Origin of the sequence: Marisediminitalea lipolytica, from assembly GCF_001758465.1 — a bacterium.
GTDB classification, from domain to species: domain Bacteria; phylum Pseudomonadota; class Gammaproteobacteria; order Enterobacterales; family Alteromonadaceae; genus Alteromonas; species Alteromonas lipolytica.
In genome coordinates this window covers 701,189-717,903 of sequence record NZ_MJIC01000015.1, presented here as the reverse complement: position 1 = coordinate 717,903, position 16,715 = coordinate 701,189, and the positions used below count along the sequence as shown (strand labels likewise).

Genomic DNA, 16,715 nt, shown 5'->3' with positions numbered 1-16,715 from the left:
CCACCCAATACAGGGAGTCCAATGAAACGCTTCGTCTTATTTCTCTGTGTCCTGTTGGTTAACTGTATTTTTATTGTCTGTGAATGTCGTGCCGACACCGCAGTCACCCCCGAAAAAATTCAGCAACTGTTTCCCAAAGCCACGGTAATTGGCGACAAGCAAGACGACTACCCCGTATACCCCGTTTATCAGCTCCAGGAACTGTTAGGTTACGCTTTTGAGAGTAACGACCTGGTAGAACTGCCCGGTTTTTCCGGCGACCGGATTAATCTGCTCATTGGCATGGATGTGCAGGGCAATATCGTGGGTGTGGATATTCTGCATCACCACGAACCGATTTTTTTGCATGGGCTCGGACCTGAACCCATGCGTAAGTTTCTCGACCAGTATATTGGCCAGAACGTATCTAACCGCGTTATCGTGGATAGCGCCGCTAATGATACCAACCCCGACGACAATACCGTGCACGTGGATGGCGTCACCAAGGCTACTGTGTCCGTTATCGTGATGAGTGACACCGTGTTACTCTCTGCCCTGCAAGTAGCCCGAAATAAGCTCACAGGCTTTGCCAGCGCGCCTGCTGCTACCGCAAAGCAGGATAATTATGCGCCACTCAGTAGCGCCGAACTGTTAAACCAGGGCTATCTGAAGCACTGGCAACTAAGCCGGGATGAATTTGAAGACAAGCTGGGCAGCAGTCTGGACGATTATCCTGCAGGCACCTTTGATACCGATTTTAACGACACCTTTGATATCTATTATGCCTACCTGAACTCACCGCTGATTGGCAAAAATTTGCTCGGCGAAGAAGCCTTTGCACGTTTACAGGCAATGCTGAAACCGAATGAGCAGGCCTTTATGGTGATGTCGAAAGGCTTTTTCAGTTACCTCGACCCGGATTTTAAACCCGGCACCGTGCCCAGTCAGGTGAGCCTGATTCAAAACGAGCTGCCCTTCGCTATGCGCGATTTAAACTTCTTTAGCTCACTGCCACAGGCGTTACAGGGTGATCTCGCCGCTACGGATGATTTACAGCTGTTTGCCGTCAATACCCAGTCGGGTTTTAACCCCAGCGTACCTATGCAGCTCAATTTGAACATTGAGGTAGCCAGAAATCACTTAATTAAGCAACAGGCGCAATTCAGTAACGATTACGCATTGCCCGAGAGCCTGTTTGATATCGCCGAAGTTGAAGTAATGGAAAAACCCTTACCAGCCTGGGTACGCGTTTGGAAAATGCGCTGGCATACCATCACCATTCTGGTGTTGAGTTTAATTGCCGTTACCGCCATTTTTGTTTATCAGCATAAGCTTTCAGCTAACGAGAAGTTATTTCGTAAGGTACGTTGGGGCTTTATGTTCTTCACCCTGATATTTATCGGCTGGTATGCCCAGGGGCAGCTTTCTATCGTCAATATCTACCCTATCCTGCAAAGTGTTATTAACGGCTTTGATTTACAGGTATACCTGATGGATCCGGTGCTGTTTATTCTGTGGCTGTATGTGTTTATCAGTTTGTTTATCGTGGGCCGGGGCATTTTTTGTGGCTGGCTGTGCCCCTTTGGCGCTTTACAGGAAATGGTCGGTTGGGTGGCCAAGCGTTTCCGTATCCGCCAGTACAAAATTTCCTTTAACGTGCACCGCCGGCTGTGGTGGATTAAATACGCCATACTGATTGGCCTGGCTGGCACATCCTATTACTCGCTCTCTGCCGCCGAAGTACTTTCTGAAGTAGAGCCCTTTAAAACCGCTATCACCCTGCATTTTGTACGCTACTGGCCGTTTGTGCTGTATACCCTGGTGTTACTGGGACTCGGATTGTTTATTAATAAGTTCTATTGCCGCTACGTGTGTCCGCTGGGCGCAGGTTTAGCAGTACTGGGTTATTTTCATAAATTTGAGTGGCTGACCCGCCGAAAAGAATGCGGCAAACCCTGCACCATGTGTTATCACAAGTGCGATATCAAGGCGATAACGCCAGAGGGCGACGTAGACTACAACGAATGCGTGCAATGCCTTGAATGCATCGTTTATTACAACAATGACGACCTCTGCCCGCCGCTTAAGAAAGCCAAAAAAACAAAGCGAGCCAAACCGGACATCGCCGATTCGCTCGCTGTGGAAGTGAAGTAACGGAAAAGTGGTTCAATCCCGCCAGGGATTAATGGCCAACACCCGCATCGCTGTTGAGGTATTTAACCGTAATGGTATGGGTATCTTCCAGTGCGCCCAGGAAAGCGACAATCTCTGCCAGTTCCTGCTCGCTTAACTGACGACCCAGTTGCATCCAGGCCATTTTAGAGACTGCCTGGTCGAGCTCAGCCACGGCACCATCATGGAAGTAAGGCGCCGTTTTAGTAATGTTACGCAGGCTTGGCACCTTAAATACAAACTTATCTGCCGGGTTATTGGTAACGGCAAAACGGCCCATGTCATGAGTGTTTTCATAGGCGTTAACCAGACCCATTTTCATATACATAGAGCCGCCGAAGGTCGCGCCATTGTGGCATGAGGCACAGCCTGATTGTACAAAGGTTTGATAACCTTTGGCTTCAAGGTCCGTGATAGCGGTATCGTCACCGGCCAGAAATTTATCAAACCGGTCTACGGTAATGAGGGTACGCTCAAAGGCACCAATGGCTTTGGCCAGATTGTCATAAGTCAGCGGGTCGGCTTCGCCTTTAAACACCTCGGCAAATAACGCCTCGTAGCCTTCTTTCTTAAGGTTACTGATAGCAGTTTGCTCATCCGGAATAGCCATTTCTACCGGATTTAAGATAGGACCTTTGGCCTGAGCAGCAAGGTCTGCCGCACGACCATCCCAAAATTGCGCCACATGAAAACCGGCGTTCCATACCGACGGCGAATTACGATCGCCGCGTGAGCCTTTTACGCCCAGCGAAGTCGCTTCGTTATCCACACCGCCGCGTCCACCATCGATACGGTGACAACTGTTGCAAGACTGAGTGCCATCGGCAGACAGTGCCGTTTCAAAATATAAACGTTCACCTAAATCAATCAGTGCAGGCGTGTCATTTTCTGCACCAGGCATAGCGGCAGGCAGCGGCCCATGCATCATTTTAGCCTGAGAACGCACGGCGTTTTTATCAACCGCCAGAGCTGTGGTGGCAACGCTGCCTAAAACGACAGCCAGGACAAGTTTTTTAAAATCCATAGTGATAGCTTCCGGGAAAGAGTAAAGAAAACTATTACTACACAGCAACCTTTATGCCTGTTCAAGCAAAACTTAAAAAAGGCTTAAACTTTTGGCTAAAGATGCTAAAAAACAAACAAGGTGAAACAAATTTGTTTCCAAATCAACAAATTATTTACATTTAAAAAGAAGAGTAACCTGTCACAAATGGCAAGAAGAATGACAAAAATGTCAGGTCATAGCAGAGCACGCTGCGTTTTAGTGCGACCCTGTTAGCCGTTACGATAAAGGGTTTTAATCAGGTGATAACCAAACTTGGTTTTCACCGGACCATGAATGGTGAGAATCTCTTTTTTAAACACCACATCATCAAACTGCTTAACCATCTGGCCGCGACGAAACTCGCCTAAATCACCGCCTTTTCTGGCTGACGGACAAATCGAATACTTTCGCGCCAGTGTCGCGAAATTCTTACCATGGGCTTTTTTAAGGAGCGCTAAAAGCTGTAAGGCTTCTTTTTCGGTTCTGACCAGAATGTGTAATGCTGCTGCGGTTGCCATGTATTTTCCTGTGCAATACGTTTACGCGGAGTATAACGATTAACGGCGGTTTATCAATCGACTAACTCTATGCCCAGCGACGTTAGCAAATGAATCGCTTCCTCCGTGGAAAACTTTGCGCCTTTTATCTCGTTGGCCAGCACATCGATTGCGCAACCGGTTGAATCACTAAAATCCACCCGCGTAAGATTGGTGTGCACAAACAGGCTGCGGTCAAAAGTGCAGTGAGTCATCTGACTATCGGTAAAGTCGCCTTCACGAAAATCCGCGTCATGTACCTTGCATTCCTCCAGCACCAGCTCATTGAGGGTAAGCCCGTAAAAGGAGGAATCATTGAGCATACAACGGGTAAATTTAAGCTCAAAATCACGATAGTATTGTGGCCAGTCGGCTCTGGTCCAGTCCACGCCCACCAGCTTGCTATCTTTAAAGTTCACACCAAAAAACTGGCTGTTGGCCATATCGGTTAAACTCAGGTTACAGCGGGCAAAATCACAGTTGGTGAACTTACACGCCCGAAACCAGCTTTCAGAAAAATCACAGTCGAGAAATTCACATTCCTCAAAGGTGATCCCAATAAACTGCTGCGCGGCGTTATTCAGCCCTTTAAAAGTTTCTTCAAAATATTCTGTCGAATCCGTTAATATTGTCATAAGTCCTTCTGGCAGCTTAATTGTTACGCTGGCAATGTAATGACCACGGTATATTTACCGTCCTCGGCCTTACCATGTTGGTAGGACCAGCCCAGCAAAGCAGTTAACTCACTTACCATTTGCAGCCCCAGTCCAAACCCCAGTTCTTCTTTGCTGTCAGGTATATCCTGCGCATTAGCTTCCTGATTGATGATGGTTACGGTGGCGCCGGTTTGCTGAATCAGCACAATGCCATGCTGGGTATGCTGGAATGCGTTACGGATAAGGTTACCCAGCACAATCCGCAGCGCTGTGGCATTTTCAGTAATCTCACAGGGCTGGGTTGCTATTGTCAGTTCAATGTCCTTGCCCTGAAGTAAATAGCCCAGTTCCTCGGTGACTTTTTGCAGCAATTCGTCCAGCGCGATGTCAGACAGGGCAAGCTCACCTTTGTCGACTTTGGTCAGCCACAGCAGGGTTTCGGTTAAGTCCACCATGGTGTGTGACGCATTTTCGATTCGTTGCAGCGGTCGCGATAGTTTATCCGCCGGAGCTTCCTGCCTCACCTTGCCGATGAGATCCATACTGCTTCTGATCACCGCAATGGGTGTACGCAGTTCATGACTGGCGTGGCGTACAAATTCCTGCTCCCGTTTTACGCTTTGTTTAACTGCCAGCATACCCTGATAAAACAGGCGTGCCAGGGTATTCAGTTCGGCATAACGAAACTGCGGTGGCGGAGTTAACTCATCACCTTTACCTACCCCGTCTGCCCAGCTCTGCAACCGTTCTACCGGGCGCGCGATAGTGCGGATAACAATAAGTACTAACAGGGTAAACCCGAGCAGCACGCCCAGGCCCAGAATCAGGATCCAGGCTTCGCGGGACATCCGAAACGGCGGTTCATCTCCAGGGTCACGGGGATTAAAGGACTGGGACACATAGCGCACCGGCTCATTGTCAAACTTCACTGCCAGCAAGAAATGGGCTTCATCGGGGCGGTGAAAAATCGTTTTGCGCTTCACTTCTTTGTATAATTGAAAAGGCTTTGGTGTTACACCATTAAAGACTTCGCGGGTCTTCGCGGGTAGGTCCTGCCAATCGGCAGCAATGGTAAAACTGAACTCCTTTACCGGGTTACCCTGTGTAACCTCGGTGTGCCGGGCAATGTGTACCATGGTGCCACGCAGCATGCCGTCCATACCCGCCAGAAACTGCTTGGCCGACATCAGCGAAAACACAATTACCATCACGCCCACCACAGCAAGCAGCGATAAGACCACGTAGCGACGTAAACTCAGTTCCATAGCAGCCAATTTACTTCTCCTCACTCACGTCTAACTGAAAGCCCACATTGGCGGTAAAGCTAACAGTGGCATTGCCAACACTATCCAGCGCCTTACGCAGGTTATGCATATGCACTTTAAGACTGTTGCTATCAGGGCTTTCTTCGCCCCACACGCTGGCAATCAGGCTCTGGCGATTAACCGGGTGCGGATAAGCGCGCATAAGCTGCTCCAGTATCGCCATGGCCGTGGGCGAACATTTTAGTGGCTCACTGCCATAGAGCGCGGTTTTCTGATTAATATCCAGCTGCAACGGCCCCACACTTAACTGGGTATGCTGGCCACTGCGCCGCTTCGCCAGTGCTTTAACGCGCACCACTAGCTCTTCCATGGCAAAGGGTTTTACCAGATAGTCATCAGCGCCTTGTTCAAAGCCGGCGACTTTATCGCTTAACTGGTCGCGGGCGGTAAGCATAATGATGGGCGTATCGTTGCCGATGGCTCTGGCCCGGGCACATACCTGCAGGCCATCCAGTTTGGGCAGGTTAATGTCCAGCACAATGGCCTGATAGTGCCCTTCTGCCATCAGCGAGAGTGCGGCCACGCCATTACTGGCGTGATCACACAGCATATCTTCAAGCTCCAGGTAATCAATAATATTACCGGCTAAATCAAGGTCATCCTCAACGAGTAACAGTTTGATCATGTACCAGACTTTCCGTTGATTTACTGAAGCGGGCGCTGAAGCGCTGAATCAATGCGCTGGCATCTTCGTTAATTAAAATTAACACCGGGATCAGTAACAAAGTAATAAAGGTTGCAAACAGAATACCATAGCCTAAAGAAACCGCCGCAGGGATTAAAAATTGCGCCTGTTTGGAGGTTTCACCCAGTATGGGGTACAAGCCTGCAAAGGTAGTAAAAGACGTTAGCAAAATAGCCCGTAAGCGCCCGTGGCAGGCATCCATAATGGCCCCTTTGGCTGGTCGGCCAGCCCGGCGCAACTCGTTAAAGCGCGACACCAGCAGCAGTGAGTCATTCACCACCACCCCGCTTAACGCCAGTATTCCCTGCATTGATAACAAACTGATCATCAGGCCATTACTCCAGTGACCTAATATCGCGCCCACAATACCAAAGGGAATGGCCGCCATAATAATCACCGGCTGAATATAGGATTTAAGCGGAATCGCCAATAGCGCATAAATGGCCAGTAGCGCCACGATGGTCAGCGTTTGCATGGACGAGGTAGTTTCTTCCTGCTGCTCGGCTTCTCCGGCAAAGTGGATAGAAAGGTCCGAATGCAGGCTGGTTAACTGCGGCACCAACGTGGTATTCATCAAATTAACCAGTTCCGTAGCCGTGACCACATTAGCATCCACTGATGCCGAAACGGTAAGGGCCCGTAAGCCGTCGATGCGGGTGATCTGCTTTTGCTGGGTATCCGGAATAATTCTCGCCACCACGTTGAGCGGCACTACGGTACCATCGCTCAGGCGCACCCGTGCATTTAAAATATCCGCAGGGTTACTGCGTTTTTCTTCCGGATAACGTACCCGAACCTTGATCTCGTTTTTGTTGCGTAGGTAACGCTGCACTATGTCACCACCAAAGGCCTGTAACAGCTGCTGCGATAAACTCGCCGTATCCATGCCCAGTGCACGCCCTTGTGGTGTGAGTTCAAAGCGCATCATGGCTTCACCCGGCGTTAAGGACGACTCCACACTAGTGACACCCGCGGTATCGCGCAGGGTATTTCTAAATGCCTCTTCGGCAATTAACAGGGTTTCATCGCTAACGCTTTTCAGCTCGACTTTAAAGGCATCTACCATTTCCCGGCGCGACTGTATTTTAAGCTGTTTCACACCTTCCGGCGTTCCTGCAATAGCACGCCAGGTATTGGCCAACTCATCCAGCGAATACACTTTGTCTTTTTGCAGCTCAACGGTAATCGAGCCACTCTGATCGCCACTTGCCATCACCTGCAGGCTGCTGATACCCGATGTGGCAGAGCCGTATTTTTCCATCAGTTGCTGATCGGCCTGATTGAGCGAAGCTTCCAGCCACTGCATATTTCGTTCGTTCTGCCCATAGCTGGCATCACTTTGCAGCGTCATTGACGCACTAACGGTATCGCCCGGTAAACTCGGAAAAAACCCAACGCGCACGGTGCCGTTCAGAGGCATGCCAATCACTAACACAAACAAGGCGATAAATAACAGGATTACCGCGTAACGGAAGTTCAGCGCGTATTTAAGCACCGGCCGATAAACCACCAGACTAAACCAGCGCAACCCCTTAGTTGCCCCATCCTGAACTCTGGCCCAGGCGCCGGCAATACCATCGGTTTTGCGAGATTGAGTAGGTAAATGCGCCAGGTGAGCAGGCAGAATAAGCTTGGACTCGACAACCGACAGCAACAAACAGATAGTCACCACCATGCCAAACTGCGAGTACAGGTTACCCAGGCCACCGGAAATATTAGATAACGCAGCAAAAGCCGCCACCGTGGTGAACACGCCAAACAAAGTAGGTACGGCCACTTTCATGGTGCCAAGAATGGTATTGTGCAGCGAGTCGCCGTATTTTTGCCGGGTGGCATATACACTTTCCCCCACCACTACCGCATCATCCACCACAATGCCCAGTGCCATGATAAAACCAAAGGTGGTCATCTCATTTAAGGTTAAGCCGGTGAAACGGTCGGTCATAAAAAACAGCGTACCGAACAGAATAAAGGGTAAGCCCGCGGCTACCCAGAAAGCCACGCGCAGGTTAAGAAAGATAGCCAGCACCACAAACACCATGGCAATACCGGTAACGGCATTTTTGGTGAGCAGATCCAGTCTTTCGGTAATAAGCGTGCTGCGGTCGTACCAGGTTTCAAGTTCCACGCCCTGAGGCAACAACCCACGCTCGTGCCAGTCGGCCACCAGCGCATTGGTTTGTTTTACGATGTTTTCCACATCGCCGTATTCATCCATGATCACCTGAATACCATAGCCATTTTTGCCGTTGTAACGCGACAGGGAATAAGCATCATCGGCAAACATGTCATCAATATTGGTCACATCACCAACGGTAAGATAGGTACCCGAGGCATCGGCCAGCAGTGGGATACGGGCAAAATCGCCGGTGTAATAGGCCTGCTCAGAAGCTTTCAGGCGAATCACTTTTTCTTTGTTACGCAAACTGGTAGTCAGCGCAGTGGAAGATTCTGCATTAATGGCCGCGGCCACGTCGTTAATAGTCAGGCCATAAGCCTGCAGTCGGGCCTCGTCGATTTCTACCGACATCATGTGGTCAACGTAGGAGCTGGCCTCCACCTGACTAATACCACTTTTGGCCAGTAGTTCTCGCTCCAGTTGTTCCCCTAACTGTTGTAGCGTGGCCTTATCGGTATCGCCGTATAGCTGTACCCAAATCACGTGGTCCTGACGACGCCCTTTGGAAATCACCGCATTTTCCGCGTCAGACGGAAAGTTAAAGATGGCATCCACCTTGTTTTTTACATCACTCATTAAGGTGTCGAGGTCGTAGTCGGTTTCTTTTTCAATTTGGACATTGCTGCCAGACGCTGTTGAGGTTGAAGTCATGCGTTTTATGCCCGGCACCGACTCCAGCGCGTTTTCGATTTTAATCGCGATGCCTTCCTCGGCTTGCTTGGCATCACCGCTGTCGTAGGTCATGGATACGTTTATAAAGCGCGGTTCCATACTGGGAAATGCTTCTTTACGCAGCTCCCCCGCCGACAACACACCGGCGATGATAATGCACAGCATTAATAAATTGGCGGCAATCGGGTTTTGCGCAAACCAGGCAATAATGCCCCGTTGAGAATCGGCCATTACTGTACTCCTTGCGCTTGAGATGATGTTTGTGAGTGCGCCTGAATTTGATGACGCACTTTGGTGCCCACCAGATAACTGTTAAGCGGGCGGGCCACAATTTCGGCTGCCGTCATACCATTAACCGGCTGGATATAGGCGTAGTCTTTGTCCTGAAACAGTATGTCAGGGGTCGCCTTAGACAGCGCGTTGTCGGCATCGACATACCAAACTTCCTGCTTTTGCGACACGGCGCTGGCCGGGATCTGCCAGATGTTGTTCCAGGTTTTACCCGCAATCTGCGCGGTTACATAGGTGCCAAAGTACAACGGCACCGGCTGGTCCAGCGGTTGTTGTACCTGCACAATTGCCGCGCGCTGACGGCTGCCGGTATCCAGGTGCTGCTCGATCCGCACCACAGTGCCCCGCCAGTGATTCAGACCATCCATATCGGTAATCGCTACGTTTAAACCACTTTGTTGATTTTCCGGCAGATTACGCCATTGGGCTGCCGACAAGGGTATGGCGATTTCGGCTTCACTTACCGAATACAGGTTGGCGATAGCAGTACCGGCCTGAATATAACTGCCCGGCTGAACATCACGGCTCACTACCACCGCATCAAAAGGCGCCACGATTTGGGTTAAGGTCAAATCCCGCTCGGCGCTGCTTAGCTGTGCCTTAGCGTCGTCCAGTGCCGCCTGCGCAGCTTTTAAATAGGGCTCGCGCAATACCAGGGCGGAGGTGGGTTCGCCATCAAGGCCCGAGCGTTCCCATTCCTGCCGGGCTTGCAGGCCTTGCAAGCGTTCTTCTTCCAGCGCCACGCGCGCTTCTTCCACTCTGACTCTGGCGGCAGCTACCGCTTGCTGATAAACCGTGTCGTTCAGGTAGGCCATCACCTCGCCTTTACGAAAACGCGCGCCGGTTTCAAAATGGTCGGCCAGTCGCATCACTTCGCCACTCACCTGAGAGGTAAGCGATAACACAAAACGTGAAGTCACCTCACCATAACCACTAACTACCGCCTGGTGGGTGCCTGCAGATACATCCACCACGCCAACCCTTGCCGCACTGGCTTCAGGCTTTGGCGCTCTGCCGGCGATTACCGGCGGCTGAGAACCACCGGCTTTAGGTGCCGGACCAGTCGGCGCCGCCTGACCGAATACCGACATAATGGTGATGCTTAAAATACCTGCGGCAAGGGCAGTGCCCAGAATACGTTTTTTAGTCGGTGTCATGCGTTTACTCCCAGGCCCAGCGCCAGGCCTAAATCGATTCGGTTATTCAGTTGGTTAAAGTGAAGCTGCAGTAACTGCGCTTTTAGGTTGTAGGTTTGTTGATAGACCGACAGCAGGTCGAGCACATCGGCCAGTCCCTGACGATATTTGCCGGTGTAGTTGTCGGCACTGCGCCGGGCATTGGCCAGCGCCTCTTCAATGGCGGCGGTTTGGATAATCAGGCTCTGTTCCTGCGTCAGTGCGTCTTCTACTTCCTGCACCGCCGACAGCAGCGTACTTTGATACCCCCACCAGCTGTTAAGAATTGCCAGCTCACTGCTCTCAATATTGGCGCGCAGTGCACCGCCCTGAAACAGCGGCGCGGTAATCTGGCCAAGCAGGCTCCACACCGGGTTAGTCAGTAAGGCCTGAGCAGGCGTGCTGGCAACATCGTTTAATGCAGCGGATAAACTAATGGACGGCAATAAGGCTTTATAGGCGGCTTTCGACTCATACTCGCGGGTGCGGATATCGGCGTAGGCCGACATGAGATCCGGCCGTTGCGACAGGTCCTGTTCGGGGACGCCGGGCAGTGGCAGCAGAACATCAGGTAACGCCGACGGCAGCTTAATATCGGCAACCGTAAGCTGTGAGCGACCAAGTAGCACGCCTAATGCCCGCACTGATTCACCAAGCGACTGCTGATACGCAGCAATATCTGCCCGACTCGAAGCCGATGAGGTTCTGGCCGTATCCAGATCGTCCAAAACGCCTAAACCGGAACGGTAGCGCTGTTTAATTAAGTCTTCGTTGTTTTGCAGCAACGCCAGGCGGCTGTGTTCAATATCGATAAGCTGCTGATAGTAGCTCACCTGCAAATAGGCTCGAATGACCTGCGCCGCCAGCTCATTTTGCACCGCCTGCACATCCGCTTCGCTCGCGGCAATGGCCCAGTCGGCAGCCGCCACGTTATCACCCAGTTTTTGCCACAGATCCAGTTCCCAGCTCACACTTAAACTACCGGTGTAGCTGGCGTCATTATTTTCCTGTCGACTTCCGTTGAGCCCTGCGGAGACACTGGGAATGCGATTAGCGTTGACGCTTCGCCGCGCTACCTGCGCGGTTTTAAGCGCCAGATATTGCTGTTGCATGCCGGGGTTATGAGCCAGTGCCTCGTTAATTAAACGGGTAATTTCTGCTGAGCTGACTAAATCAGTGATGGCAGAAACGCGCTGTGCGCCATCAACCGGGCCCTGCCATGCGGCAATGTTACTGGTTTGCTGTTGCGCCCTGGCACTGTAGCTGTCGGCACTGTCTGCAGAACCGAAACTAGCGCAGCCTCCAAGGGTAAAAGCCAGCGTTATGGCAAAAATGGAACGTCGCATGAAATCACCTTAATTTCTATCATGCGAGCAGTTTACAAAGCGCAGGGTTAAGGGCGGGTTAACGGTAAAATCCGACTCAACTAAGATGCCGCCGGAAACAAAAGCTGATATTCAGCATGTATTGCGCTCGATTAATAAATCCCGTTTTGCGTTTCCCCGCTCAATGGTTATATTTATTACAAGAAAACAGCGCGTTAAGCAGCATCAGGAAAATGTGACATTGATAACCCGGGGATTATTACTAGCAGGCTTACTTTGCTGCCTGCCTGTGTCACAGCCATTGGCAAAAGATTGCCTGAGCGCAAGTGAATACCAGCGTCAGCTTATCGATAATACCACCACACAGGATCTGCATGCAGTGGAAGCGCTCAGCCAGAGTATCTTGAGTTCTTGCCCGGCGCCATTGGATAACCGTTTAGGCAGAGTCGTCGATGCGGCCACTATTTACATCAGCTTATTTAAGCTCCAGACCGATGCTAACGACGCTCAGGCAAGGTTACTGACTCAGGATTTCAGCCAGTCAGGCGTTGCCGAACAAGCCTTTTATTACCAGTTACTGGCCAGCTATTCGTTACGTCAGGGTCAGACCAAACAAGCCTTGTCGCTCACTCATCTGCTTACTAACGACATGCTGAAAAACCTGGAGCCACAGGAGAGTGCATCATTGCAACTGGCGGTTGCAACCATTCACTTTGATATTGAATTTTACCAGTCGGTACGAGAATTACTCAGCCCGCTGCTGGACCATCCGCAGCAAGCGGTAAAAATGCGGGCGGCAATATTATTGTGGTATACACCGCAAAGTCAGCAACAGCTTAATCAGTCTCTGGCTATTGTGCGCCAGTATCAACAGCTCCCCGATACCCTGTTAAAGGTTAGCGCACTGGAAGTACTGGCCCGCGATGCCTCAGCCAGGAATAATTTGCAGCAGGGAGAGCAATATCTGAGTGAAGCCATTAGTCTGGCGCAAAAACTGGGCGCAACCTCACGAGAGATCGATTTAAAACTGATGGCCGCAGAATTATTTGCTTCCACCAGCCCACAGACCTCACTTATAACAGTGCCTGTTACAGCGTTAAACAGCAGTCAACAACTGGCGCTCACCGAACAAGAGATAGCCAGCGCAACCCAACAACAACAATGGCAACGTGCCAGTATTTTGCATGAACAGGCGCTGAAATTACGTGAAATCATTGATAAGAACAAATCGCTGGCCCGTGAATACGCCAGCTTTGAGCTGGTAGAACAGGCACGGCAGCTGGAACAGGCTCAACAACAAGCCCGCCTGCAGGCGCTGGCAGCAGAAAAACAAGAGCAGCAGCGCCTGATCTATATTCTGGCCCTAATTTGTGCCGTGCTGGGACTGACCATGGTAAGCCTGCTGTTTATTAAAAAGCGCCGTGCCGCGGATCATTTTGAAAAACTGGCCAACACCGATGGCCTGACCCAGGTGCTTAATCGCCGGGCAATCCAGCATTTTGCCGAGCAGGTAAGCGCTAACAGTAAACTGCGTAAGCAGCCGTTTGTGGTGGCGCTTGCTGACATCGATCATTTTAAATCAGTCAACGACACTTACGGCCATGATGCTGGTGATGTAGTTCTGACAGAATTTGCCCAGCGTACTAATAAACTCATCCGCCAGCAGGACAGGCTGGGCCGCTGGGGCGGTGAGGAATGGCTGATCATCATGACCAATACCGAGCTTAAAGCAGTGAATGCCTTATTTACACGTATGCAGTCTGCTATCCGAACGGTTTCAGCTGCCGGACACGAACTCACGATAACCTTTAGTATGGGCGCGGTGGCGGGTGACGGCAGCGAGCCGGTGGAAGCACTTATTCAGGCCGCCGATGCCTTATTGTATAAAGCCAAGCACAACGGCCGAAATCAGCTGGTAACTACGGTCGCCCCATAATAAATTTGGCGTCTTCGCTAACACTAAAATAATCACCCAGACCACCAGCCCGCATAATAGAAGCGGCTCCGGCGGTATCAAATACACCGTCTGTAAGAAACGCCTGCTGGATATGCACGGCCACAACCTGGCCTAATACCAGCCACGTATCGCACTGCTGACCATGCATATCATTAAGCTGAATAATCTGGGTTACTTTGCACTCCATCGACGCGGGGCTTGCCGCCACATGGGGAACACTCACCAGCGTTGATGCGCGTTTTTCCAATCCGGCCAGTTCAAACTCATCTATCGAAGCGTCGACGCTGGCACTGGACTGATTCATCGGCAGGGCCAGTTCGCGGGTGGCCAGACTCCAGCAAAACTCGCCGGTGGCCTGAATATTCCTTACGCTGTCCTTAAAACCTACGCTGGCAAAACCAATAATGGGCGGCGCCCCATTAAAGGCGTTAAAAAAGCTGTAAGGCGCTAAGTTAGCGATACCAGATTCACTTTGTGACGCAATCCAGCCAATAGGACGCGGCGCAATAATGGCTTTAAACGGATCATGAGGTAAACCGTGCCCCTTGGCTGGCTGATAAGAATAAAATGGTGCAGACATAAAAAACCCGTTATTCCGGCCAACCATCAATGCAGTTGGTTGGCTCGCCCAGTTCGTTAATTTCGGCAATGAAGTCGTTAATAAAGTCGGCTTCGTCCGGTTTTGTTGCCCTGGCCTGCTGCAGCCAGTGTAACGCTTGTTGGCTTTGCCCATTACACGCGAGGTAGTTGCCCCACCAACGCTGAGCCCGGAAACTCCCCTTTTCTGCCGCTTCATTAAACAGCGTTATCGCCTTGTCTTTATCAACCCGTCTGGTGCTGTTAGCCAGTTCATAAAGATCGCTGACTTGCTGCGACCTTGCATAGATTTTCTCCCGCAACGATACCGCCGCTGGCAGGTTCTTCACTACGTTGTCGGAAAATACCAGCATGCTGTAACGGTACAGGCCACTTTGCAGCGCGCCGGCCAGCCCACGCAGCTCATCTAATGACAACTCATCCGCTTTCGCGAGTTGATGAGCAAAGACCTTGGCCAACTGGTCGTCGCTTGGCGCGTTCATGGTGAGCCCCATGAGCTCAGGCAGCTCCTTAAGCTTAGCAATGGTGGGCTCAAGCATATTTTGCTGCATCCCTTTAAACCACTGGTTTACTGCCTCCTCCTCGCAGCCGCCAATGTCATTCAGCGTACTGCTTACCAGCTGCTTCACCAGTTTGGCTTCCTGAGCGGGATCGCTAAACTGCTTACGCCACTGAAAAAAACTCACGTTTGTCTGCAGGCGAAGCGCATAATCGATATCTGAATAAGACTCGCCTGGCAGGCCTACCTCCATATCACAGACATCCGACATAGAGGCAAACAACCAGTCTACCAATGCCAGTTTGCCAACAAGCTCAGCATAATATTTTGCCAAAGCGTGTTGCGATGTTTCATCCACGGCCTGGCTTTCGGCCTTGGCCGCTAAGGCGCAGGGGGCTACTGTGCCGCCCAGCAGAAAAATCAGAGCAATAACGTAGCGCCGCATTATTGCGCCGCCAGTTCATCGAGCACAGCAAACAAGGCGTTAGCGCCAACCCGCGAGACTTCTTTATCGTAAATATGTTCTACATTTACCCCTTCCTGACCACCGGCTAAATCGCTGATCGCCCGAATCACGACCCAATCCACTTCGTTTACCGTGCAAACCTGCCCTATTGCCGTTGACTCCATCTCGGTCACCTCAGCCTGAAACACCTCGCGGGTCCATTTTCGGTACTCACGGTTATCCAGAAAAACCGAGCCGGATACGCCGTTACCGCCCACGCTTAAGGTGGCCTCGCGCTCTCCCAGAATAAGTTGCGGTGGCATAGCAGCCAACGCAGATTTGGCCGCCGCCAGCAAGCGCGGTGTAGCGGAGAAATAAGGGGTATCCTGGGGCTTCTCCATACCGTCTTTAATAATTAACACTTCATCGGGGTGAATAAAATGAAACGGCTTGTAATGAGGGTAATTCGGATCCGCTGCACGGCGATCCGGCTGTTCAGCCATAAACCGGGCGTAATAAGCCGGTAGAATCGACTCACCGGGATTGGCCGGGTCCGGATTAGCGTAGACACTTTCGTCATGGTAATACCAACGCGCCGGAACTATCACATCGCCGGGCTGCCACGCAGGGTTCACCGCCCCGGCGATCCCCATATAAACCACCTGTTTTACCGGAAAATAATCCAGCGCCATTTGCATACTCATTGCCGCATTGGCAATGCTCATGCCGGTAGCAAAAACCAGTATCGGCTCATCGTGATAACGGCCAATGCGATATTGAATGCCTTTATAGGTTTGCATTTTCGTTATACTGGCATTTGGGTCGGCTTCTATCCGACCTAAAATACCTTCCATTTCCGGTGCATAAGCCACCACGATGGCGGTGAATCCCGCTTCATGTTCGCTAAAGCGCGGGCCATAAGCATCTTGCGAAGATGGTGTGTAGGTTTGACACCCGGCGCTTATAAATAATAACGCGACAACCAAAACAGGTCTTGTCAGTCGCTGGATCCGGGTAACTACAGAACGGTTAAAATATGTCATGTGTGAATCAATCCCTGCACAGGCTGATAATTTACTTATACCTTATGCTAACAGGCTTTAACCCACAAAGGGGAGTGAGTTTCTCGTGACTTATGACGGTCTTGTCGAAAAAATTTTTATTTTTGTCTTGAATT

General features: G+C 50.9%; 13 protein-coding genes. 2 read left to right on the top strand and 11 right to left on the bottom strand.

Features of this window, described 5'->3' with window-relative positions:
• The first annotated feature begins 21 nt into the window (after positions 1–21).
• Complete coding sequence (locus BFC17_RS17665; RefSeq protein ID WP_070177796.1) at positions 22–2,133, top strand: NosR/NirI family protein; 2,112 nt, start codon at positions 22–24, stop codon at positions 2,131–2,133.
• A gap of 28 nt (positions 2,134–2,161) precedes the next feature.
• Here BFC17_RS17665 and BFC17_RS17660 read toward each other — a convergent pair whose 3' ends face one another.
• The 8 genes from BFC17_RS17660 to BFC17_RS17625 form a co-directional block, all read right to left on the bottom strand.
• Positions 2,162–3,175: a cytochrome-c peroxidase gene (locus BFC17_RS17660; protein ID WP_070177795.1), complete on the bottom strand. Its 1,014-nt coding sequence runs from the start codon at positions 3,173–3,175 to the stop codon at positions 2,162–2,164.
• Positions 3,176–3,426: 251 nt separating this feature from the next.
• On the bottom strand, positions 3,427–3,714 hold the full coding sequence (locus tag BFC17_RS17655; protein WP_070177794.1) for a peptidylprolyl isomerase: 288 nt from the start codon (positions 3,712–3,714) through the stop codon (positions 3,427–3,429).
• Positions 3,715–3,767: 53 nt separating this feature from the next.
• Positions 3,768–4,367, bottom strand: coding sequence for a pentapeptide repeat-containing protein (locus tag BFC17_RS17650; protein ID WP_070177793.1), 600 nt, complete (start codon positions 4,365–4,367; stop codon positions 3,768–3,770).
• Between the two features lie 23 nt (positions 4,368–4,390).
• Positions 4,391–5,653 carry a sensor histidine kinase gene (locus BFC17_RS17645; protein ID WP_229680928.1) on the bottom strand — a complete coding sequence of 421 codons (1,263 nt, stop codon included), beginning with the start codon at positions 5,651–5,653 and terminating at the stop codon, positions 4,391–4,393.
• A gap of 10 nt (positions 5,654–5,663) precedes the next feature.
• Positions 5,664–6,338: a response regulator transcription factor gene (locus BFC17_RS17640; RefSeq protein WP_070177791.1), complete on the bottom strand. Its 675-nt coding sequence runs from the start codon at positions 6,336–6,338 to the stop codon at positions 5,664–5,666.
• The gene (locus BFC17_RS17635; protein ID WP_070177790.1) at positions 6,316–9,480 is read right to left on the bottom strand and encodes an efflux RND transporter permease subunit; all 3,165 of its coding nucleotides are present in this window, start codon (positions 9,478–9,480) and stop codon (positions 6,316–6,318) included. The genes BFC17_RS17640 and BFC17_RS17635 overlap by 23 nt, the downstream gene beginning before the upstream one ends.
• Positions 9,480–10,697: an efflux RND transporter periplasmic adaptor subunit gene (locus tag BFC17_RS17630; RefSeq protein WP_070177789.1), complete on the bottom strand. Its 1,218-nt coding sequence runs from the start codon at positions 10,695–10,697 to the stop codon at positions 9,480–9,482. The genes BFC17_RS17635 and BFC17_RS17630 overlap by 1 nt, the downstream gene beginning before the upstream one ends.
• Positions 10,694–12,061 (bottom strand): efflux transporter outer membrane subunit, encoded by a 1,368-nt coding sequence (locus BFC17_RS17625; RefSeq protein ID WP_070177788.1) that lies wholly within the window; start codon positions 12,059–12,061, stop codon positions 10,694–10,696. Before BFC17_RS17625 ends, BFC17_RS17630 begins: the two co-directional genes overlap by 4 nt.
• Positions 12,062–12,275: 214 nt before the next feature.
• Between BFC17_RS17625 and BFC17_RS17620 the strand changes: the two genes are divergently transcribed.
• A complete protein-coding gene (locus BFC17_RS17620) occupies positions 12,276–13,976 on the top strand; it encodes a GGDEF domain-containing protein (protein WP_175439593.1) in 1,701 nt (566 codons plus the stop codon).
• Here BFC17_RS17620 and BFC17_RS17615 read toward each other — a convergent pair.
• The 3 genes from BFC17_RS17615 to BFC17_RS17605 are packed head-to-tail and all read right to left on the bottom strand — an operon-like array spanning position 13,960 to position 16,581.
• Positions 13,960–14,577 carry a flavin reductase family protein gene (locus tag BFC17_RS17615; protein WP_070177986.1) on the bottom strand — a complete coding sequence of 206 codons (618 nt, stop codon included), beginning with the start codon at positions 14,575–14,577 and terminating at the stop codon, positions 13,960–13,962. The genes BFC17_RS17620 and BFC17_RS17615 overlap by 17 nt on opposite strands.
• Positions 14,578–14,587: 10 nt before the next feature.
• On the bottom strand, positions 14,588–15,538 hold the full coding sequence (locus BFC17_RS17610) for a hypothetical protein (protein WP_070177786.1): 951 nt from the start codon (positions 15,536–15,538) through the stop codon (positions 14,588–14,590).
• Positions 15,538–16,581: a 5'-methylthioadenosine/S-adenosylhomocysteine nucleosidase family protein gene (locus BFC17_RS17605; RefSeq protein ID WP_139142116.1), complete on the bottom strand. Its 1,044-nt coding sequence runs from the start codon at positions 16,579–16,581 to the stop codon at positions 15,538–15,540. Before BFC17_RS17605 ends, BFC17_RS17610 begins: the two co-directional genes overlap by 1 nt.
• Between the last annotated feature and the right edge of the window lie 134 nt (positions 16,582–16,715).